Origin of the sequence: Rhodococcus sp. 15-725-2-2b (assembly GCF_002259075.1) — a bacterium.
Classification (GTDB): domain Bacteria; phylum Actinomycetota; class Actinomycetes; order Mycobacteriales; family Mycobacteriaceae; genus Rhodococcoides.
In genome coordinates this window covers 79,189-100,687 of sequence record NZ_NPFL01000019.1, presented here as the reverse complement: position 1 = coordinate 100,687, position 21,499 = coordinate 79,189, and the positions used below count along the sequence as shown (strand labels likewise).

The 21,499-nt window shown below is 65.7% G+C and carries 16 protein-coding genes; 13 read left to right on the top strand and 3 right to left on the bottom strand.

Annotated elements, in window-relative coordinates; translation table 11 throughout:
* Window positions 1–77: 77 nt before the first annotated feature.
* Window positions 78–1,088 carry a FecCD family ABC transporter permease gene (locus CH306_RS21245; RefSeq protein ID WP_254923966.1) on the top strand — a complete coding sequence of 337 codons (1,011 nt, stop codon included), beginning with the start codon at window positions 78–80 and terminating at the stop codon, window positions 1,086–1,088.
* Window positions 1,085–1,954 carry an ABC transporter ATP-binding protein gene (locus tag CH306_RS21240; RefSeq protein ID WP_094647882.1) on the top strand — a complete coding sequence of 290 codons (870 nt, stop codon included), beginning with the start codon at window positions 1,085–1,087 and terminating at the stop codon, window positions 1,952–1,954. The genes CH306_RS21245 and CH306_RS21240 overlap by 4 nt, the downstream gene beginning before the upstream one ends.
* 9 nt (window positions 1,955–1,963) lie before the next feature.
* On the opposite strand, the gene CH306_RS21235 is transcribed toward CH306_RS21240, so the two are convergent.
* Together CH306_RS21235 and CH306_RS21230 are read right to left on the bottom strand one after the other, a co-directional pair.
* Window positions 1,964–4,531: a bifunctional lysylphosphatidylglycerol flippase/synthetase MprF gene (locus CH306_RS21235; RefSeq protein WP_094647998.1), complete on the bottom strand. Its 2,568-nt coding sequence runs from the start codon at window positions 4,529–4,531 to the stop codon at window positions 1,964–1,966.
* Window positions 4,532–4,623: 92 nt separating this feature from the next.
* Window positions 4,624–5,925, bottom strand: coding sequence for an alpha/beta hydrolase (locus tag CH306_RS21230; RefSeq protein ID WP_094647997.1), 1,302 nt, complete (start codon window positions 5,923–5,925; stop codon window positions 4,624–4,626).
* A 200-nt stretch (window positions 5,926–6,125) separates the two neighbouring features.
* Between CH306_RS21230 and CH306_RS21225 the strand changes: the two genes are divergently transcribed.
* The 4 genes from CH306_RS21225 (at window position 6,126) to gndA (ending at window position 11,099) form a co-directional block, all read left to right on the top strand.
* Window positions 6,126–6,542, top strand: a complete 417-nt coding sequence (locus tag CH306_RS21225; RefSeq protein ID WP_032398122.1) for a BlaI/MecI/CopY family transcriptional regulator — start codon at window positions 6,126–6,128, stop codon at window positions 6,540–6,542.
* A gap of 23 nt (window positions 6,543–6,565) precedes the next feature.
* A complete protein-coding gene (locus tag CH306_RS21220; RefSeq protein ID WP_045195121.1) occupies window positions 6,566–7,522 on the top strand; it encodes a M56 family metallopeptidase in 957 nt (318 codons plus the stop codon).
* A gap of 278 nt (window positions 7,523–7,800) precedes the next feature.
* Complete coding sequence (locus tag CH306_RS21215) at window positions 7,801–9,489, top strand: DEAD/DEAH box helicase (protein WP_094647881.1); 1,689 nt, start codon at window positions 7,801–7,803, stop codon at window positions 9,487–9,489.
* 158 nt (window positions 9,490–9,647) lie between these two features.
* Window positions 9,648–11,099 (top strand): NADP-dependent phosphogluconate dehydrogenase, encoded by a 1,452-nt coding sequence (gene gndA / locus CH306_RS21210; RefSeq protein ID WP_094629442.1) that lies wholly within the window; start codon window positions 9,648–9,650, stop codon window positions 11,097–11,099.
* Window positions 11,100–11,165: 66 nt separating this feature from the next.
* On the opposite strand, the gene CH306_RS21205 is transcribed toward gndA, so the two are convergent.
* Window positions 11,166–11,636 carry a DUF4262 domain-containing protein gene (locus CH306_RS21205; protein ID WP_045195115.1) on the bottom strand — a complete coding sequence of 157 codons (471 nt, stop codon included), beginning with the start codon at window positions 11,634–11,636 and terminating at the stop codon, window positions 11,166–11,168.
* 145 nt (window positions 11,637–11,781) lie between these two features.
* On the opposite strand from CH306_RS21205, the gene CH306_RS21200 reads away from it, so the two are divergent.
* From CH306_RS21200 to CH306_RS21165, 7 genes are all read left to right on the top strand, one after another.
* Complete coding sequence (locus CH306_RS21200; protein ID WP_256981227.1) at window positions 11,782–13,086, top strand: DEAD/DEAH box helicase; 1,305 nt, start codon at window positions 11,782–11,784, stop codon at window positions 13,084–13,086.
* Window positions 13,083–13,979 carry a DMT family transporter gene (locus CH306_RS21195; protein ID WP_094647880.1) on the top strand — a complete coding sequence of 299 codons (897 nt, stop codon included), beginning with the start codon at window positions 13,083–13,085 and terminating at the stop codon, window positions 13,977–13,979. Before CH306_RS21200 ends, CH306_RS21195 begins: the two co-directional genes overlap by 4 nt.
* A gap of 11 nt (window positions 13,980–13,990) precedes the next feature.
* Window positions 13,991–15,427 (top strand): GuaB1 family IMP dehydrogenase-related protein, encoded by a 1,437-nt coding sequence (locus CH306_RS21190; RefSeq protein ID WP_094647879.1) that lies wholly within the window; start codon window positions 13,991–13,993, stop codon window positions 15,425–15,427.
* Between the two features lie 345 nt (window positions 15,428–15,772).
* On the top strand, window positions 15,773–17,152 hold the full coding sequence (locus CH306_RS21180) for a hemolysin family protein (RefSeq protein WP_094647878.1): 1,380 nt from the start codon (window positions 15,773–15,775) through the stop codon (window positions 17,150–17,152).
* Window positions 17,145–18,281 carry a hemolysin family protein gene (locus tag CH306_RS21175; protein ID WP_045195106.1) on the top strand — a complete coding sequence of 379 codons (1,137 nt, stop codon included), beginning with the start codon at window positions 17,145–17,147 and terminating at the stop codon, window positions 18,279–18,281. Before CH306_RS21180 ends, CH306_RS21175 begins: the two co-directional genes overlap by 8 nt.
* On the top strand, window positions 18,282–19,193 hold the full coding sequence (locus CH306_RS21170) for a 3-methyladenine DNA glycosylase (protein WP_094629439.1): 912 nt from the start codon (window positions 18,282–18,284) through the stop codon (window positions 19,191–19,193). It begins immediately after the preceding gene.
* A gap of 65 nt (window positions 19,194–19,258) precedes the next feature.
* Window positions 19,259–21,433 carry a malate synthase G gene (locus tag CH306_RS21165; RefSeq protein ID WP_094647995.1) on the top strand — a complete coding sequence of 725 codons (2,175 nt, stop codon included), beginning with the start codon at window positions 19,259–19,261 and terminating at the stop codon, window positions 21,431–21,433.
* Window positions 21,434–21,499: the final 66 nt, after the last annotated feature.

The window sequence follows — 21,499 nt, the reverse complement described above, 5'->3', positions numbered from 1 at the left end:
ACCTGCAGTCCCCCACACCGGCACCCGGCCCCGGCGTCGTTCGCACCCGGCCTGCGTTCCGCCTCGGTCCGATCTCCATGGTCCGACGGCCGGTGATGGTCCTGACGACCGTCCTCCTGGCTGCGGCGCTCTTGCTGGTCATGTGTGTGAACATCGGACGAGGCGACTTCCCGCTGTCGATCACGGCGGTCCTCGACGTGCTGCTCGGCGGCGGTTCGAGAATCGAACGGTTCATCGTGATGGACCTGCGACTGCCCCGTTCACTGACCGGGCTGTTGGTCGGGGCCGCCCTCGGTATCTCCGGCGCGATCACACAATCGATCTCTCGCAATGCCCTTGCCAGCCCCGACATCCTGGGAATCACCGCCGGTTCCAGTGCCGCGGCCGTCGCGCTGATCGTGCTCGGCGGAGGCAGCTTCAGCGGGCTGCTGGCCACCCTCGGTCTTCCTCTCGCTGCACTGATCGGCGGGCTGCTCACCGCGATCGCCATCTACGCCCTCGCCTGGCGAAAGGGCGTCGACGGGTTCCGCCTCATTCTGGTCGGCATCGCCGTCAACGCGATGCTCACCGCCGTGATCGGCTGGCTGCTGATCAGCGCCGACATCAACGACGTCTCCCGCGCTCAGGTCTGGCTCAACGGGTCGCTCAACGGAGCGGACTGGGCCGCGGTCTGGCCGGTTGCCATTGCCGTCGTCCTGGTCGGTGGCGGCACCGTCGTCGCGACGTTCACGCTCGGTGCCCTGCGACTCGGAGACGACAACGCACGATCTCTCGGAATTCGACTGCAACACAGTCAGGCGATGATGCTGCTCGCTGCCGTCGCACTCGCCGCGATCGCCACCGCCGCCGCGGGACCCATCGGGTTCGTGGCGCTCGCCGCTCCCCAGATAGCGCTGAGGGTGCTGCGAACGCCCGGCCCCCCGATCATCGCGTCGGCACTGCTCGGCGGATTGCTCGTCGTGGGAAGCGATCTGATCGCTCGCACGATTCTGCCCGTCGAGCTCCCGGTCGGCATCGTCACCTCGGCTCTCGGCGGACCGTTCCTGCTCTACCTACTCGTTCGCAGTAATCGAAAGGCCTCCGTATGACAACCAGCCACACCTCGCGTCTGATCGCGAACGATCTGAGCCTCGGTTACGGCGACCGCACCATCGTCGAACACCTGGACCTCGAAATCCACACCGGTGTCATCACCACGGTCATCGGACCCAACGGCTGCGGAAAGTCCACGCTGCTGCGCTCACTCGGCCGCCTGCTCAAACCCAAGGCCGGCAGTGTGATGCTCGACGGACGAGCGATCTCGTCGATGAAGACCAAGGAGGTCGCCCGCACCCTCGGAATGCTGCCTCAGGCGCCGACCGCTCCCGAAGGACTGACCGTCGCAGATCTCGTGTCACGAGGTCGTCACCCGCACCAGTCGTGGATCAGGCAGTGGAGCTCGGACGACGAGGCCGAGGTGGCGAACGCACTCGAACTGACCGGGGTCGGTGACCTCGCCGACCGACCCGTCGACGAACTGTCCGGTGGCCAACGGCAACGCGCGTGGATCTCGATGGCGCTGGCCCAGGGCACCGACATCCTTCTGCTCGACGAGCCGACCACCTACCTCGATCTGGCGCACTCCATCGAGGTCCTCGATCTCGTCGACCGCCTGCACGACGAACTGGGCCGCACCATCGTCATGGTCCTGCACGATCTGAATCTGGCGATTCGCTACAGCGACCGGTTGATCGTGATGAAGCAGGGCCGGATCGTCACGTCCGGCAGGCCACAGGACGTCATCTCCGAGGAACTGCTCCTCGACGTGTTCGGCCTCGAAGCCGCCGTGATCGACGATCCGATGTCCGATCGTCCCCTCATCGTTCCGATCGGCACCCGGCACGTGTACGGGTCGGTCGGTGGACCCGTACGGTCCGAGAGCCACACCACCGCAGGTGCTTCCACCGAGCGGTAGCGCGCAGTCTCACCGCTCGATCATCGTGCGCACCAGCTTGACACCCTGACCGATCGACACGTCCGGCAGATATGCCCGGCCGATCGCATTGCCGATGCTGGGCAGTGCGGCCGGATCCGCGAAGGTCATGTGCATCGGCTCGTAGCGAGGCTGGAACTTCGACTTGAACGCCAGTAGGGAACGGAATCCGTAGACGGGTTCGAGCGTGCGTCCGAGAACGTCCAGCAGCCGCTCGAGCAGCCCCGACAGCGTCGACTGCTCGACACTGGAGACGTGTTCGGGTTGCTTCTCGTCGACCTTGGCCAGGGGTGCGCCCGAGAGACTGAGGAATCGGGCCCCCTCCTGCTCGAGCAGCAGAGCGGCCGATGCGATGAGGAACTCCATCGTGGGCCGGAAGCCCTCGGATCTGCGTCTCATGAAGTCGAGCGTCCATCCGACGATGACGCCGTCCTCGTACACCGGCATCCACGAAGTCACGCCGTGCACGGTCCGGTGCTCGTCGACGGCGATCAGGCACCGCACGTTCTCGTCGTCGACCTCCTCGAGACCGCCGAGGGTGAAGCCCATCTCGGGCATGCCCTTGTCCGCGACCCATTCCTCCGAGATCGCAGTGATCTGGTCCGTGATCGCCAGCGGAGCAGAAGGAAAACGAATCCACTCGGCGACGACGCCGGCCTTCTTCGCTCTGTTCAGTGCAGTCCGCACGTCCTGGAATCGCTTGCCGGTGAACGCAATTCCGTCCAGGTCGAGAACCGTTTCCTCACCGACCTGGATTCCACCCCAACCGAGGGAGTCGGTGATGCGGCGGACCTCGGGAGTGACCGAGTAGAAGCACGGGATCCAGCCGTTCTCGGACGCGAACTCGGCGAAGTCGACGACGTTGTCCCGCAAGGACTCCCGCGGACCGACCGGATCGCCGGTGGTCAGCGCCACGCCGGAGATGACCCGGTAGGCGACGTAGCTGCGACCGTCCGGACCGAACCAGTACTTGTTGCCGCGCCAGGTCGTCATCCACGACAGAGCAGACCCACTGCTCGACATGAGCAATCCGCGAGCGCGTTCGGTGGCGTCGGTCTCGGTGCCGTACACCGGGGTGAGGAACGTGCTGGCGGCGAGCACACAGACCACCACCCAGAACACCACGCCGGTCCACTCGAAGAGCAGAGTGGTCGGCGTGTTCTGCGGTAGCAGGGAGGGCTCGAGCCACTGCAGGTAGACCGGGGGAATCAACCGTTGCGGGAAGTCCGCCAGCAAGCCGCCGAACGATGGCGAATCGGCGAATCCGCCTCGGGCCAGATACCCACCGATCGAGTAGATCAGAGCGAGTACGACCGCCACCCCGACCACCGAGGCCGCCCATCGCCGATAGGTTCCCGAAGGTGCCGACACGTCGAAGAACTTCCGGGTGACGAACAGGACCAACAACACGATCAGCGGCAGCAGGAACGGCACCGCAGTGCGGTACGCCGTCGGCGATTCCAAACCGTAGAACAGGGACTGGTCGTCACCGGACTCGAGGAACCGGATCGCGAAGTTGGCCACCGACAGCGCGAGCAGAATTCCCTGCGAGACCACCGCCATCGCCCACGCGAATCGCCTTCCTCGGCGCAGGCCGTCACTGACCACCAGCAGGAACAGCGACGGCATGATGCTCAGGATGGTCGGGCCGACTCCCCCGAGTCTGAGATCGAGCAGACCACGACGGCATTCGACCGGGTCGGTGGTCGCGTCGGCGCAGATCTCGCGCACCTCGGCCGCCGTGTACGGAACCCCCCGCACCACATCTCGCAGTACCGCGAACGGCCCGACAGCGTTGGGGCTCAGTGCCGCCAGCACCGGGCCGAGGGCACTCGCGGCGACGATCAACGCAACCAGGACCCGACCCTCGCGTTGGGTACCGGCCAATCGCGGGCCACGCGCCGACCGACCGACGATCCACGGGCCCACGATCAGACCGATCACCGCCGCGGCGAGCCGAACGACGTCCTGCAGGTGCCCACCGAACAGAGCCAACGTCACCAACAGGGCCAGCACACCGACACGAATACGCCTGCGCCACAACGTATCCATCCGCGAGGTCGCGACCAGGACGACGCCGAAGATCCAGGTCGTCGGACCCACAGCGGTTCCGACGTGCAACCGGAACCCCCAATCCGCGTCGAAGGTCTTGGCCAGGACCGCAAGACCGAGGCCGAACAGCGAACCGGCCACCTGGGTCACCAAGGCCGCGACGGCGAAGCGACGGGATCCGATCCGGCGCTCGATCGGAGCGGCGGCGACCAACACCCCGATAGTGGCCACCACGCATCCCGCGATGTTGGGTGCCGCCAGACCCGAGGTGAGCGGGGTCCACAGGTGCCAGTGCTCGAAGGGCATGATGCCCACAGCGAAGTACCTGTCCATCTCGCCCCGGTCGTCCACGACAGCGGCGACGATGCCCATCACCCAGACGACGGCGAGCAACGCGAAACTGACCGGTGCTCCCACGGCACCGAACACGATGAGCGACCACAGCCGGCGAAGCTGGCGCATCACCGCAGACGCACCCGACCTCAGAGACTCGGTGCGCGTGCGCATCCAGGACGGTTCGCCGGGATCGTGCGCGCCTGCCACACCCGAAGTCGGTGCCTCGGCGTCGGCCGCGGACGGTCGTTCCGGATCGGTCACGTTCACGAAATCAACCCTGTCCTCGTCGCCAACCATGGGAGCTCACGTCGGAGGCCTTCCGACCACACAGCGAAGCTGTGTCCGCCCGGTACCTCCACGTACTGCACATCCATTCCGGCGGCCTTCGCCGCGTCGTACATTTCCTGTTGGCCCGGTTTGTAGTCGTTGTCGTCCGACCCCACGACGAAAATACCGGCCGAGTCGGGGTACCGACGTGATTTCAGCAGGTCGAGCGGATTGACGGCAGTGAACGCCGCGGAGTTTCCTCCGAAGGCCTGCTGCACCGTTCGGTCTCGATCGCCGAGAGTCGGCTCACGCTGACCGGACAGGTCGAGAAACGTGGGATAGACATCGGGATGATTGGTCGCCATCTGTATCGAACACGTACCGCCGTAGGACAATCCACCGATCGCCCAGTGCGCGCGATTCGGATCGACCTGCAGCGCAGTGTCGATCCAGTCGGGAACGTCGCGGGAGAGATACGTGTCAACGTTGCCCAGGGGTGAGTCGACACAGAGCGGGTTGGCCATCGACGACCCGGTTCCGTCCGCGACGACGACGACCGGCGCGAGGCCCGCGTGATCGCGAGCGAAGTTGTCCATGGTCTCGGCGAGCTTCCCACCGTTGAGCCAATCCTCGGGTGCTCCCGGCTGACCGGCGAGCAGCACGAGGACCGGAAGGAGCGGACGAGGATCGGCGAAGTAGGCGGGCGGCAGGTAGATCTGCGCATCTCGTGCGGAGAAGTTCGACGCAGTGGCTGGAATGGAGGCGGAGGTGATTCTCCCGGCGGACGCCAGGTCGGCGGGCGCGGTCCAGACCGAGTCGAGCGGCGTGCCGGTGACGGTTTGTGCCACCGCAGCGGGCACATCCGAGAACTGAATGCGCGCCGCGGACTCGGCCCCGAGAGCGTTGCCCACGGTGGGGTATGCGTCGAACTCCAGGTTGACGTGCAGGGCCGACGCCGCCACCACGAACGCCGTCGCCAGCACGGACGCCGAGGTGCCCAGCACCCCTCGAGCGGCCAAAGACCTGGGAACCATCGTGAACAACGCAGCGAGACCGACGCCGATCCACACGTAGATCGCGGTCTCTATCGGGTCCGGGAACGGTCGCCACACCTTCTCGACCACCACGTAGCCGATCGTCGTGGCAACGATCGATGCCGTCGCGGCGATCGGCAGCGCACGCGTGGCGTATCGCCGCGATCTCGACAAGAGCAGCCACAGACCACCGAGGGCACCGAGAACGGACACGATCACCGGTACCGGGCCGTCGATCAACGACAGGGAATCGAACCAGTCCACGCCTTCGTCTCCGCTCACTTCTCGAAAGTCGGGCCGAGGGGCGGCACGATCACAGCACAGAATATTCGCCGCGGGATTCCCGCGGTCGAGACCCGCCGATTCGTCGCGACACCGCCTATGACCGATCCCACACCTGCCGACAGGTCGGTACTACCACGAGTAGTACGCATCCGCGTCGGAGTAGCCGTAGACTCGGACGAATGGCTGGTCTTGGTGAACTAGAGCGTGCAGTGATGGACCATCTGTGGGAGTCGTCGGATCCCCAGACCGTTCGACAGGTGCACGAGGCGCTGGCGACGCATCGCGAACTCGCGTACACGACAGTGATGACGGTGCTGCAGCGGCTGGCGAAGAAGAAGTTGGTCGTGCAGCAACGCGACGACAGAGCGCATCGCTATGCCCCGTTGCACGGCCGCGACGAGCTGGTCGCGAGCCTGATGGTCGACGCGCTGTCGCAGGCACCGGCATCGGGTGGACGCGCAGCGGCACTCGTCCACTTCGTCGGACAGGTCGGGGCCGACGAAGCCGCCGCCCTCCGTGAGGCGCTCGCCGCTCTGGAAGTGGCACAATCGACATCGAAGTCCCCTTCGGCTGGAGATGGCCGTCCGACGGACTGACGCTCGCGGCAGTAAGTGAGGACATGAACTCGACGACTGCGCTGGTATTCGCAGTACTCGCGCTGATCCTGGCTGGGCCGGTTCCGGCAGTGCTCGCCCGCGCGAGCTGGCCGTACCGGTCACCACGCGCGGCTCTGGTGCTCTGGCAGGCAATTGCCCTCGCTGCTGTGCTCTCGGCCTTCAGCTCGGGCCTCGCGATCGGCGGACTGCTGCTGGTCCCCGGTCCGGACGGTCGGCCCACGACGGCACCGACCGACGAGATCGACGCTCTCGGCCTGCCCCTGTGGATCCTCTACGTCGTCGTCCTCGCCATCACGCTCGGCATCGGTGCCAAGCTCATGTTCTCCGTCGTTCAGGTAGCGGTCAGAACCCGTCGTCGACGTTCCAGGCATCGGGTGCTCGTCGATCTGCTGGATCGAAGCGATCGGGGCGAGAACCCTTTCCGTGGTCTCCGCGATGCAGACATCCGCGTGCTCGACGCGGCGGAACCGATCGCGTACTGCCTACCGGGTCTGCGTCAGCGGGTGGTGCTCAGCCGTGGAACGTTGGCCAGTCTTTCCGAGGCGGAGGTCACCGCCATCCTCAGTCACGAGCGCTCACACCTGCGCGCCCGCCACGACCTGGTCCTCGAAGCATTCACCGCCGTGAACGAAGCGTTCCCTCGGATCGTCCGCAGCAAGTCGGCGCTCGGCAGCGTGCAGCTGCTGGTCGAGCTGCTCGCCGACGACTCGGCGGTCAAGGTCACCGGACCGACGCCGTTGGCCAGAGCCCTGGTCACCTGCGCCGGGTCGACTGCACCGCGTGGTGCGATGGCGGCCGGAGGGCCGCACACCCTCATCCGTGTCCAGCGCTTGAGCGGCCCGGGTGCCGATGTGCGCATCGCTGCGGCTGCCTACGCTGCGGCCGTGGTGATCCTCGTTCTTCCCACGATCTACGTCGCCATGCCGTGGCTGGAGGAATTGAGCAAGCTCGTCGGGTGAGTCCCGCGGGCGATCGGGGTCGCACAGGTCACATCGACTCGAGTCGAACAATCGGCGGTACGTCCCGTACAGTAGAGACCGGTCGCCATCGCGGCCTAGCAATCGAAATGGCACAAACAGCCCCACTTTATGCAGTTCTCGTCTGCATTCTGATGGCCAGGTGACAGTGCCCTGGCTCGTATCAATGTGTTCTGGCTGTTTTTCGTGTTTCCCGGTTCTTCGGGTGCTCTCAGCTTCGGGCTTATTGGCGTGCCCGCAATCCGGAGAGGCTTTACTGCGTGACCCACGCTGTTTCCAACACACCCGTTTCCACCGCTTCCGACACCACGGCAGTCCCGACGCCCGCAGCGGCACCGGCATTCACGTTCGCCGATCTCGGACTGCCCGAGGCAGTCGTCGCCGCATTGGCGCGCAACTCGATCACCGTGCCCTCCCCCATCCAGGAGAAGGCACTCCCCGACGCCATCGCCGGTAAGAACGTCCTCGGCCGTGCGCAGACCGGCTCGGGCAAGACCCTCGCCTTCGGCCTGCCGATCCTGCAGCGCCTGTCGTTGCACACCGACCGCCCGGCGGCCAAGCGCCCCCGTTCGCTCGTGCTGGTCCCCACCCGCGAGCTCGCTTTCCAGGTTGTCGAATCCCTCGCTCCCTACGCCAATGCGCAGGGCCTGCGCGTCATGCCCGCCGTCGGCGGCACCCCGTTCAACAAGCAGGTCGAGCAGCTCCGACGTGGAGTCGACGTCCTCGTCGCCACCCCGGGTCGCCTCGCCGACCATCTGCGTCAGGGCACCTGCATCCTGGACTCCATCGAGATCACCGCGCTCGACGAGGCCGATCAGATGGCCGACATGGGCTTCCTGCCCGAGGTTCGTGCCGTCCTCGCCGACACTCCGGCAGACGGACAGCGCATGCTGTTCTCGGCCACCCTCGACCGTGAGGTTCAGTCGCTTGTACGCCAATTCCTGCCCGATCACGTCGAGCACTCCACCCAGGACGGCAAAGCCAGCGTCCGCACCATGGATCACTACGTGCTCATGGTCGACCGGGGTCAGAAGGATCTCGTTCTGTCCGAGATCGGTGCCCGCGAAGGCGGTCGCACCATCATGTTCGCGCGTACCAAGCTGGGCTGCGACGGAATCACCGACCGCCTGCGTGCGCTCGGTATCGCCGCGGAGTCACTGCACGGTGGCAAGGCTCAGAATCAGCGCACCCGCGTTCTCGAGCGCTTCAAGAACGGCCGTACACCCGTCCTCGTCGCCACCGACGTTGCTGCTCGTGGAATCCACGTCGACGGTATCGACCTGGTCGTCCACGTCGATCCGCCCGCAGACCACAAGGACTACCTGCACCGCGCGGGACGTACGGCACGCGCGGGAGAGAAGGGCACCGTTGTCGCGATCGTGCTGCCCAACCAGCGTCGTCAGGTTCTGCGTCTGACCGGGATGGCCGGCGTCAAGGCCACCGCCGTCAACGTCTCGCCCGGTTCGGCCGAGCTGAACAGCATCACCGGAGCGAAGAAGCCGACCGGTGAGCCCCTGCGCGCCGAGTCCGCTCCCCGCGACCGGAACAGCCGTCCCGGCTACCAGGGCTCCAACCCCCGCAGCGGCGGCGGATACCAGGGCTCCAACCCCCGCAGCGGTGGCGGATACCAGGGCTCCAACCCCCGCAGCAGCGAGGGCTACCAGGGCGACCGTCCCCGCACCGGCTACCAGGGCTCCAACCCGCGCAGCGGTGGCGGATACCAGGGATCCAACCCCCGCAGCAGCGAGGGCTACCAGGGCGATCGTCCGCGTCGCTCCGATTCGAGCTCATACCGCGGCTCCGAGGGTCGCGGATACGAAGGCCGTGGCTCCGACAATCGCCGTCCGGCATCCGGTCCCCGCCAGGACGAGCACCGGTCCGGCGGCTTCCGCAGCCGCACGGAACGGCGTTCGTACGACGGTTTCGACGGTCCGGCTCGCAGCCACTGATCGGTTCGTCACCGTGAGGTCGTGATCCGACCCGAAATGCACGAACGGGTGCCGCATTCTTCGCGAATGCGGCACCCTTCGTCGTTGGCGGTGGCAGGCTTCGACACCGGCCGGGGGGTTGGCTCGCGCGAAATCTCGCGGCAAGGAAAGCTGTCTGTATGACCTCAGCAGCAGAACCGACAGAACTGGCTCAGATCGGAGTCACCGGACTCGCCGTCATGGGCTCCAACATCGCCCGCAACTTCGCCCATCACGGTCACACCGTCGCATTGCACAACCGCAGCGTGGCCAAGACCGATGCCCTGATCGCCGAGCACGGCACCGAGGGCAACTTCATCCGCACCGAGACCATCGAGGAGTTCGTCGCCGCCCTCGCGAAGCCGCGCCGAGTGCTCATCATGGTCAAGGCAGGCGACCCGACCGACGCCGTGATCGAGGAACTTGCAGGCGCGATGGAGGAGGGCGACATCATCATCGACGGTGGCAATGCCCTCTACACCGACACCATCCGGCGCGAGGCCGCCATGAAAGAGCGTGGACTGCTCTTCGTCGGTGCCGGTATCTCCGGCGGCGAAGAAGGCGCGCTCAACGGACCGTCGATCATGCCGGGCGGACCCGCGGAGTCCTACAAGGCCCTCGGACCGCTGTTGGAATCGATCGCGGCGCAGGTCGACGGCACGCCGTGCTGCACCCACATCGGGCCCGACGGCTCCGGCCACTTCGTCAAGATGGTCCACAACGGCATCGAATACGCCGATATGCAACTCATCGGTGAGGCCTACAACCTGTTCCGTGACGCGCTCGGATACACGCCCGCTCAGGTAGCGGACGTGTTCACCGAGTGGAACAACGGAGACCTCGAGAGCTACCTCGTCGAGATCACCGCCGAGGTTCTCCGCCAGGTCGACGCCAAGACCGGTCAGCCTCTCGTCGACGTGATCGTCGACGCTGCGGAGCAGAAGGGCACCGGTCGCTGGACCGTCAAGGCGGCTCTGGACCTCGGCGTTCCCGTCACCGGTATCGCCGAGGCCGTGTTCGCTCGGGCTCTGTCGGGGTCACGCGCTCAGCGCAAGGCAGCCGTCGGACTCGCCTCCGGAACACTCGCCGACAAGCCGACCGACGCAGAGCAGTTCACGCACGACATCAGTCGGGCTCTGTACGCGTCCAAGATCGTCGCCTACGCACAGGGCTTCGATCAGATCGCCGCGGGCAGCACCGAATACGACTGGAATCTGCATCCCGGTGACCTCGCCACGATCTGGCGTGGTGGCTGCATCATTCGCGCTCGGTTCCTCGATCGCATCAAGGACGCGTACGACGACAACGCCGAACTGCCCAGTTTGATCCTGGCCCCGTATTTCCGTGATGCCATCGAGAACGCCATCGACAGCTGGCGTCGAGTGGTCATCACCGCGGCTTCACTGGGCATTCCGGTCCCCGCGTTCGCGTCCTCGCTCTCCTACTACGACGCGTTGCGGGCAGAGCGTCTACCTGCCGCTCTGACACAGGGTCAGCGGGACTTCTTCGGGGCGCACACCTACGAGCGAACCGACTCGGAAGGAAAGTTCCACACTCTGTGGAGCGGCGATCGTTCCGAGATCGAAGCCTGACCGAGAAGCTTCCGCCGGTGGCGCTGCGTTCACCACGCAGCGCCACCGGTACAGCACGGGAACCGGTCAGCCGGGTACCGGCCCGAGAATCGGTTGGACCACCGTCGACGGGATTCCTTCCCACGGCAGAGCACCTTCGAGGTCCTTCCACACCGCCTGCACCGCACTGAAGCACCCCTGGCCGTAGACGTCGGAGGCTGCGTACAGAATTTCCGCACAGTCCGGTACGTCGATAGTGAACAGCTCGAATCCTGCTGCAGTGCAACCGATTCCGGATTCGAGCTCGAGCATTCCCGAGGCCACCGAGGCGCCGAGCGAATTGAGAATTCGCGAGGACTCATGTGGCCCGCGTCCGGTCATGACGATCTCCGGGCTGCCGAAATTCGTCAGACCGACCGTGTAGCAGAACGCCGGATGGATACCGTCGAGATCGATTTCCGATTCCACGTACTGCAAGGCCCACCCACACCTGTCGATGGTGCGTTTCACACCTTCGATGTACTCGTCGACGCTGTAGCCCTGACACATCTTGCACATAGCTCCCCCACACTCTGCGTGCGATCGCCCCCTCGGCGATCACGGTGCCGAACGCCGATCGAACGTGCGTTCTACTCGAAGTATTGCGCGGGGCACCGACAAGAAGATTCCGACGCGTGGTCGACGCAGCGGTAGGGTCACAGCCATGCCGGGTCAATCCGTTCGATCGTTCGCAGAACTGGGACTGCCCGTGGTTCTCGTCCACTCGCTCAGGAAAGCGGGTGTCTCGGAGCCGTTTCCGATCCAGTCCGCGGCCCTGCCCGATGCGCTCGAGGGCCGCGATGTACTCGGCCGTGCTCCGACCGGATCGGGAAAGACTCTCGCGTTCGGGCTTCCGTTGCTCGTGCGGCTTGCCGGCCGTCGCAGTGAGCCCGGTGCTCCGCGTGGGCTCGTGCTTGCCCCCACTCGCGAACTCGCGCTCCAGATCCAGGAAGTCCTCGACATCCACGGTGCGACGTTCGGCCTACGCAGCGTCGGTGTGGTCGGCGGCGTCCCGCTCGAGCGCAATGTCCGAGAGATCCAGCGCGGAATCGACATCGTGGTTGCCACCCCCGGGCGCCTCAACGACCTGCTCGCCCGACGCTCGATCACGTTGAATCGCGTGGAGGTGACCGTGATCGACGAGGCGGATCGCATGGTGGACATGGGATTTCTGCCCCAGGTCGATTCGCTCCTCGCCGCGACACCGGCCGGCGGGCAGCGACTGCTGTTCTCGGCGACCCTGGACGAGGACGTCGACCGCCTGGTTGAGAAGTTCTTGAACGATCCGGCCGAACATTCGACGGCGGAGTCGGTCGGCGAGCCCGACATCGCGCACTACGTGTTCAGGGTCGACGCTGCCCGCAAGACCGAAGTAGCTGCCGCACTTGCCAACAGGGACGGTCGCACGCTGCTGTTCGTCCGGACCACTCACGCGGTCGACCGACTCACCGACGACTGTCGCCGTCTGGGTGTATCGGTATCGTCGTTGCACGGCAACAAGACTCAGGCTCACCGCACACGCTCGCTGGCCGCTTTCGGCGACGGCGAGTCGACCGCGCTGATCGCCACCGATGTCGCAGCACGGGGGGTTCACGTCGACGACGTCACCCTCGTGGTTCACGTCGACCCACCGTTGGACTCCAAGGACTACGTGCACCGCGCGGGCCGCACTGCGCGCGCCGGAGCCAGCGGAACCGTCGTGACGTTGGTCACCGCCGATCAGCTCGATCACGTGCGTGCGATGGCCGGCGACGCCGGTGTCTCGGCGACGGTGATCGACACCGAGACCGATCCCACCTCGTGGCGTCGGTTGACGGGGGCGCGTACCCCCATCGGCCGACCGCTCCCGGCCGAGGCGGCGGATTCACCCGCCCCTCGTAGTTCGCGGCGTGGTGCCGCACCCGCCCGACACGAGCGACCCGGGCGTTCCGGAGGCAGGCGAGGCGGCACCCGAGGACGACGCGGGTGACCGCCCCCTGGTTGTCGATCCTGCTCGCGCTGGTGTCGGCATTCCTGTTCGCCTCTGCGTCGGTGGCACAGCAGAGCGCCGCCGCGTCGGTTCCGGAGGGAACATCGCTGCTCTCGGCTCTGATCCGAAGCCCGAGATGGTGGGTGGGCGTACTCGGGGACGGCGGCGGCTACGCGGTTCAGATCGCTGCATTGTGGGTCGGTTCGGTGCTGGTCGTGCAACCGTTGCTCGTCACCGCCCTGCTGTTCGCACTCCCGATGTCGGCAAAATTGGCGGGCCGGGCACTCCCGGTTTCGACGTGGGCACTCGCCGTTCTCCTGGCCACCGCTCTTGCGGTGTTCATCGTGGTCGGCGATCCCAGCGAAGGCAATACCGACGCCCCGCTGGCCGATTGGATCATTCCGCTGATCATCGCCGCGGTCGTGATCGGTGGCGCCGCGGTGGGCGGGCTCGTACTGAGAGCGCCCGGCGCGCGGGCTCTGCTGCTCGGAGCCGCGGGAGGGCTGCTGTTCGGTCTGGCTGCGGCTCTGACGAAGTTCGTCACCGATCTGGTGGAGAGCGACCTGCTCGGAGCCCTGGCAGCCTGGCAGACCTACGCGCTGGTGGGATCCGGAGTTCTCGGGTTCTATCTGCAGCAGCGAGCCTTCCAGGCCGGTCCGCTGTCCGCGTCACTACCGGCGGTCACGATCGGCGAACCACTCGGCGCTGCGTTCATCGGCATCACGGTCCTGGACGAGCGAATCAGAACCGACGGGACGTCCCTCGCCGTCATCGCCGTAGCGGTGTTCGTCATGGTGGTGACGACGATTCGACTGTCTCGGACCCAGGCGTCGACCCGCATCGAAACGGAGACAGGGGACGTGGCTTCGGCCCCGAATGCGCCCGACCGGTAGTCTCGATCAACGTGCAGTTCCTCGATGGTCACCTTCCGCCCTACGATCTCACCTACGACGACGTCTTCCTCGTCCCCAACCGAACCGACGTCACGTCCAGGTTCGACGTCGACCTGAGCACGGTCGACGGTTCGGGCACCACCATCCCGATCGTCGTGTCGAACATGACCGCGGTGTCGGGACGGCGGATGGCAGAGACCGTCGCACGTCGCGGAGCGATCGCCGTGATCCCGCAGGACCTGCCCACCGAGGCCGTTGCCGAGACCGTCGCATTCGTCAAGAGCCGTGACCTGATCGCGGACACACCTGTCGTCCTCGGCCCCAATGCGTCCGTGTCCGACGCCTTGGCGCTGGTGCACAAGCGCGCACACGGGTCGGTCGTGATCGTCGAACACGGCAAACCGATCGGAGTGGTGACCGAGAGCGCCTGTGCCGACGTCGACCGATTCGCTCGACTCAGTTCCGTGGCGTCGGCCGATTTCGTGCGCGCTCCTCGCCATGCGTCGCCCCAGGAAGTCTTCGAGCTGATGGAAGCGGCACATGCCCATCTCGCCGTTGTCGTCGAGAACGACGGCTCCCTGGCCGGTGTCGTGACCAGGACCGGTGCCGTTCGGACCGGTATCTACGCGCCCGCGGTCGACGCGGCGGGACGCCTGCGCATCGCTGCCGCCGTCGGCATCAACGGCAATGTGGCCGAGAAGGCGACCGCACTGGTCGAGGCCGGTGCCGATGTGCTCGTCATGGACACCGCGCACGGCCATCAGCAGAAGATGCTCGAAGCCCTCGCTGCTGTGCGCTCTCTCGATCTCGGCGTTCCCCTGGCGGCCGGCAACGTGGTGTCCGCCCAGGGGACGCGCGATCTGGTGCAGGCCGGCGCGGACATCGTCAAGGTCGGCGTAGGACCGGGCGCGATGTGCACGACGCGAATGATGACCGGCGTCGGACGCCCCCAGTTCTCGGCTGTGGCCGATTGTTCGGCTGCGGCAGCAACACTCGGAGCTTCGGTGTGGGCCGACGGCGGTGTGCGCCATCCCCGTGACGTTGCTCTCGCGCTGGCCGCCGGTGCTGCGAACGTCATGATCGGCTCGTGGTTCGCCGGCACCTACGAGTCGCCCGGCGACCTGCGAGTCGACGCATCCGGCAATCGGTACAAGGAGAGCTTCGGCATGGCGTCCAAGCGAGCCGTTGCCGCCCGCACCGCCACCGACGGCGCGTTCGACCGGGCCCGGAAAGCCTTGTTCGAGGAGGGCATTTCCAGTTCGCGGATGCGCCTCGATCCCGATCGGCCGGGTGTCGAGGATCTGATCGATCACATCTGCGCCGGAGTTCGCAGTACCTGTACGTACGCGGGAGCCCGTTCGCTGCCGGAGTTGGCCGAACGAGCCGTTCTGGGAGTCCAGTCCGCCGCCGGATTCGCCGAGGGGCGGCCCCTGCCCTCCGGGTGGTGACGATCGCACACGGTTAGACTCTCGCCTACAGCAGACACAGTTGTTCGCGCTCGTCACTCGTCGACAATTCGAGCAATCGATTCTCGGCGTGTGGCCTGACGTCGGCTCCCCATGAAGGGACCGCAACGCGAACCGACAGAAGGGAATCAGGTGCCCGAGGCACCCACTATCTCGGTTGCCGTCACGGCAACCGCAGAACAACACGACGACGGTTCCACTTCGGAGGGATCCTCTATCGAGCCGGGAGAGAAACCCGGCGAACACGATTTCGGCAGCCACGTGCACTCCGGCGGCGCAATGCTCCTGTCCCAGCTTCGACGGCCTCGGCTCAGGCGGAGTTGACGCGTGGAACTTCTCATCACCATCGCCAGCCTGCTCGGTTTCGTGGCCCTGACGGCCGGCACCGCGCTGTTCGTCGCGGCCGAGTTCTCCCTCACTGCCCTCGAACGCAGTGCGGTCGAGTCACAGGCCGACAACGGTGACCTCCGCTCACGCCAAGTTCTGCACGCCCACAAGACACTGTCGTTTCAGCTGTCCGGTGCCCAACTCGGCATCACCATCACCACGCTGATCACCGGTTATCTCGCCGAACCGGTGCTGGCCGGTTTCATTCGGCCGGTGGCCGACGCACTGGGCGCATCCGAGACCCTCGCCACCGGCATCTCGCTCGCAGTGGCGCTGATCCTGGCGACCTCGTTCTCGATGATCTTCGGTGAGCTGGTTCCCAAGAACATCGCCATCGCGAAACCGATGTCGACCGCTCGCGTCACCGCCGGTGCGATGGCCGGGTTCTCACTGGTCTTCAAGTGGGCCATCAACGGACTCAACGGCTCGGCGAACTGGCTGGTGCGCCGGCTCGGAATCGAACCGGCGGAGGAACTGAGATCCGCTCGGTCGCCGCAGGAGCTGGGTTCGCTGGTCCGCACGTCGGCGCGGCAGGGGTCGATCGACGAGAACACCGCCCGACTGGTGGACCGGTCGTTGCAGTTCGGCGATCGCACGGCCGAGGAACTGATGACGCCGCGAGTGAAGATCGAAACACTCGCCACCGACGCGACCGTGGCCGATCTGATCGAAACGGCTGCGCGGACCGGCTTCTCACGTTTTCCGGTGGTCGACGGCGACCTGGACGACACCGTCGGCGTCGTTCACATCAAGCACGCGTTCACCGTCGCCGGGGCGCACCGACGGTCGACGACGGTCGAATCCCTGGCCCGCGACGTTCCCGTCGTACCGTCCAGTCTCGACGGCGACGCAGTGATGGAGCGGGTACGCGCCGACGGTATGCAGGTCGCGCTCGTCGTCGACGAGTACGGCGGCACCGCGGGCATGGTCACCATGGAGGATCTCATCGAGGAGATCGTCGGTGACGTGCGCGACGAACACGACGAGCCGGAACTCGATGTCTCCAGATCGGGCGACGGATGGGACTGTGCAGGGCTGCTGCGTATCGACGAGGTCGCGTCGGCCACGGGGTATTCGGCACCCGAGGGCGAGTACGAAACCATCGGCGGTCTCGTGCTGACGGAGTTGGGTCGTATTCCGACCGAGGGGGATGCAGTTCTGTTGCCCTCCCCGGCGAACGAGGATCCACTCGAACGAGACGGCGGCTGGGTGGCCCGGGTGCTTCGGATGGACGGCCGCCGCATCGACCGGGTGGTTCTTCTGCCCGTCGACGCAGCTGCGGTGGCTCGGATGAGGTCGGAGGGTGAGATCGATGGGTGATTTCCTCGGCGTCGGTCTAGCCGTCCTGTTGCTCGCCGGCAACGCATTCTTCGTCGGGGCCGAGTTCGCCCTGATCTCGGCCCGGCGGGACCGCCTCGAAGCCTTACTCGCGCAAGGCAAGAAGCGTGCGCAGAGCGTCATCGAGGCCGGTCAGAACCTGTCGCAGATGCTTGCGGCGGCCCAGCTCGGCATCACGATCTGCTCGATTCTTCTCGGACGCGTGGCGGAGCCTGCGGTGGCACACTTGATCGAGGTGCCGCTCGAGGCAGTCGGTATTCCCGAGTCCTTCCTGCACCCGATCGCCTTCGCCATCGCGTTGACGCTCGTGGTCGTTCTGCACATTCTCATCGGCGAGATGGTGCCCAAGAACATCGCCATCGCGGGTCCGGAGAGCACTGCCATGGTTCTGGTGCCCATCCATCTGCTGTTCATCAAGGTGGCACTGCCGCTGATCTCGTTCTACAACATGTGCGCCAACCTGACCCTTCGGCTGCTGCGGATCGAACCCAAGGACGAGCTGAGTTCCTCGGTGTCTGCGGTCGAGTTGTCGCAGATGATCGGCGAATCACGATCCGAGGGACTGATCGATGCCGAGGAGCATCGACGACTGCGGCAAGCCCTCGAGACGTCCGGACGGACCGTGGCCGAGGTCCTGATTCCCTCTCACCAGGTTCGCAGCATCGAGTTGTCCGGACCCGACCACACCCTCGGACCCACACTGGGCTCCGTCGAACGCGCCGTCATCGAAACGGGATTCTCTCGTTATCCGGTCCGCGACGCCTCGGGGGCACTCGTGGGCTACCTGCATCTGAAGGACGTACTCGAAGCCATGGCCGACGAATCGGCAGGACCGGACACGGTCATTCCGCGCAGCGACGTGCGAGCACTACCGGTGGTCTCCATCGACACCGTGCTCGACGACGCACTGACCAAGTTGCGTCGGGCCAGCAGCCATCTCGGTGCCGTGCACGACGCGACGGGTGCCACGGTCGGCATCGTCGCGCTCGAGGACCTGGTCGAGGAGTTCGTCGGAACGGTTCGGGACGGCACGCACCGGGTGGCCGGTCCGCGTCCGGGTCAATCGTCGTCCAGCTTCAAGTCTGCGGCCGCTCCCCCACGGAACGTGTGAATGCCCGACTCGACGTTGAGCGAAGGACAGTGGACCTCCCGCCGTGCCGCGCACGCGGCACGGGTGGAGGACCTCGTCGGTGACTATCTGACGGACCGGGGCCACGGCGGCGTGCATCCGGTACTCGACTTCCTGTTCACCTACTACAGCCACCGCCCGGGTCAGCTGCGTCGATGGAATCCAGGTCACGGCGTCGTCCTCACCGGTGATCGCGCGCAGGATTTCGCGGCGTTCGCGTCCTACGAGCAGGTCGACACCGACGACGGACCGGGCTTTCGGGTGCGGTCGGATCTGGTGGAGCGTCGACGTTCGAGCATCGAATTCATTCTCGGCCTGCTCGCCGCAACCCGAGACAGGCAACCGGTGCTCGGCTGTTTCGGACTGCACGAGTGGGCGATGGTCTACCGCGGGGGCACCTCGGCACAGCGGCACGAGCAGGTGCCACTGCGCCTGGGGCACGAGGGAACCGACGCCGTGGTCGATTCGATGACGTTGCGCTGCACACACTACGACGCCTTCCGGTTCTTCACCCCCGATGCAGCGCCGCGCAACACTCTTCCGCTGTCATCGCAGTCGCGTCTGACATCCGAGCAACCCGGTTGTATTCATGCCTCGATGGATCTCTACAAGTGGTGCTACAAGCTGGGGCCACTGATCGATTCCGAGTTTCTCACCGACTGCTTCGAGCTGGCCCTGCACGCGCGAACGATCGACATGCGCGCGAGTCCGTACGACCTGAGCGGCTTCGATCTCGAACCCATTCGGATCGAGACACCGGCCGGACGAGCCGAATACGTGCGCGCGCAGGGAGAACTGTCGAGCGAAGCGGCACCTCTGCGCTCGGCGTTGATCGCTCGATGCCAGAATTTACTGGTCGGCGGCGAGTTCGGCGTCGGACCTACCGCCGAGTAACATCGACAGCGTTGTCGTGGGGACACCGGTCACCGGTGTCCGTGACCGGAAAGAGTGAGGAATTCATGACCGATCGTGTGCAGGCTGGTGGACTTCAGGTCGCCAAGGTCCTATTCGATTTCGTCGAGAAGGAGGCGCTGCCGGGTACCGACGTAGAGTCCGATGCCTTCTGGGCCGGTGCCGCGTCGGTGATCGCCGATCTCGCTCCCAAGAACAAGGCACTGCTGGCGGTCCGCGACGAGATCCAGGGCAAGGTCGACGCCTGGCACGGCGAACACGCGGGCCCGAACTACGATCGCGCCGCCTACAAGGCATTCCTGAAGGAGATCGGCTACCTGCTCGACGAGCCGGCAGACTTCCAGATCAGCACGTCCGGTGTGGACACCGAGATCACCACCACGGCAGGCCCGCAGCTGGTGGTGCCGGTCCTCAATGCCAGGTTCGCGATCAACGCGTCCAATGCACGGTGGGGCTCGCTGTACGACGCTCTCTACGGAACCGACGCCATCCCCGAGACCGACGGTGCCGAGAAGGGCACCAGCTACAACAGGGTCCGCGGCGACAAGGTCATCGCCTTCGCGCGGAACTTCCTGGACGAGGCGCTGCCCCTGAGCTCCGGCTCGCACGTCGGTACCACCGGGTACGTCGTCGATGCCGCCTCGCTCACGGTGACCCTCGCCGACGGCAGCACGGTCGGGCTGAAAGATCCGGCACAGCTGCTCGGCTACCAGGGCACCCCGGACGCACCGTCGGCAATCCTGTTCGTGCACAACGGCTTGCACTTCGAGATCCAGATCGATCCCGAGAGCCCGATCGGCGAGACCGACGGGGCAGGCGTCAAGGACGTGCTGCTCGAGTCCGCTGTCACCACCATCATGGACTTCGAGGACTCCGTCGCGGCCGTCGACGCAGACGACAAGGTTCTGGGGTATCGCAACTGGCTCGGTCTGATGAAGGGCGATCTGACCGAGGAAGTCTCCAAGGGAGGCAAGACCTTCACCCGTGCGATGAACAAGGACCGCACGTACACCTCGGTCGACGGTTCGGAACTGACGCTGCACGGTCGCTCGCTGCTGTTCGTCCGCAACGTCGGTCACCTGATGACCTCGGATGCGATCCTCGATGCCGACGGCAACGAGGTGCCCGAGGGAATTCTCGATGCTCTGTTCACCTCGCTCGCCGGCATGCACTCGCTGACCTCGGACAATGTGCTGTCGAACTCGCGCACCGGTTCGCTGTACATCGTCAAGCCCAAGATGCACGGACCGGACGAGGTCGCGTTCACCGCGGAGCTGTTCGGCCGTGTCGAGCAGGTTCTCTCCCTGCCGGCCAACACACTCAAGGTCGGCATCATGGACGAGGAACGCCGCACGACGGTCAACCTCAAGGCGTGCATCCAGGCTGCGTCCGAACGAGTCGTGTTCATCAACACCGGCTTCCTCGACCGCACCGGCGACGAGATCCACACCTCGATGGAGGCAGGTCCCGTCGTACGCAAGGGAGCGATGAAGGGCGAGAAGTGGATTGCCGCCTACGAGGATTTCAACGTCGACACCGGTCTCGCCGCAGGCCTCGAGGGCAAGGCGCAGATCGGTAAGGGTATGTGGGCCATGCCCGATCTGATGCACGACATGCTCGAGCAGAAGATCGGCCACCCCAAGGCCGGGGCCAACACTGCGTGGGTTCCCTCGCCCACCGCTGCGACCTTGCACGCCCTGCACTACCACAAGGTCGATGTCTTCGCCCGTCAGCACGAGATAGCACAGGCCAAGCGCGCCACCGTCGACGACATTCTCGAAATTCCTCTCGCACCGTCCACCGACTGGACCGACGAGGAGAAGCAGAACGAACTCGACAACAACTCGCAGTCGATCCTGGGCTACGTCGTGCGGTGGATCGACCACGGCGTCGGCTGCTCGAAGGTTCCCGACATCAACGACATCGCACTCATGGAAGACCGTGCGACGCTGCGCATTTCGAGTCAGTTTATCGCGAACTGGTTGCGCCACGGCATCGTCACCGAAGATCAGGTGCGCGAGTCGCTGAAGCGGATGGCCCCGGTGGTGGACCGTCAGAACGAATCCGATCCGACGTACAAGCCGTTGGCTCCCGACTTCGACACCAACATCGCTTTCCAGGCTGCCAGCGACCTGATCTTCCAGGGCACCAGCCAGCCCAACGGCTACACCGAGCCGATCCTGCATCGTCGCCGACGGGAGTACAAGGCCGTCAACGCCTGACGGACTTGTCGATCACGTGGGTGAACATCGGAACACAGGGCGCGGGCGTTCGATAGCCGCCGGACC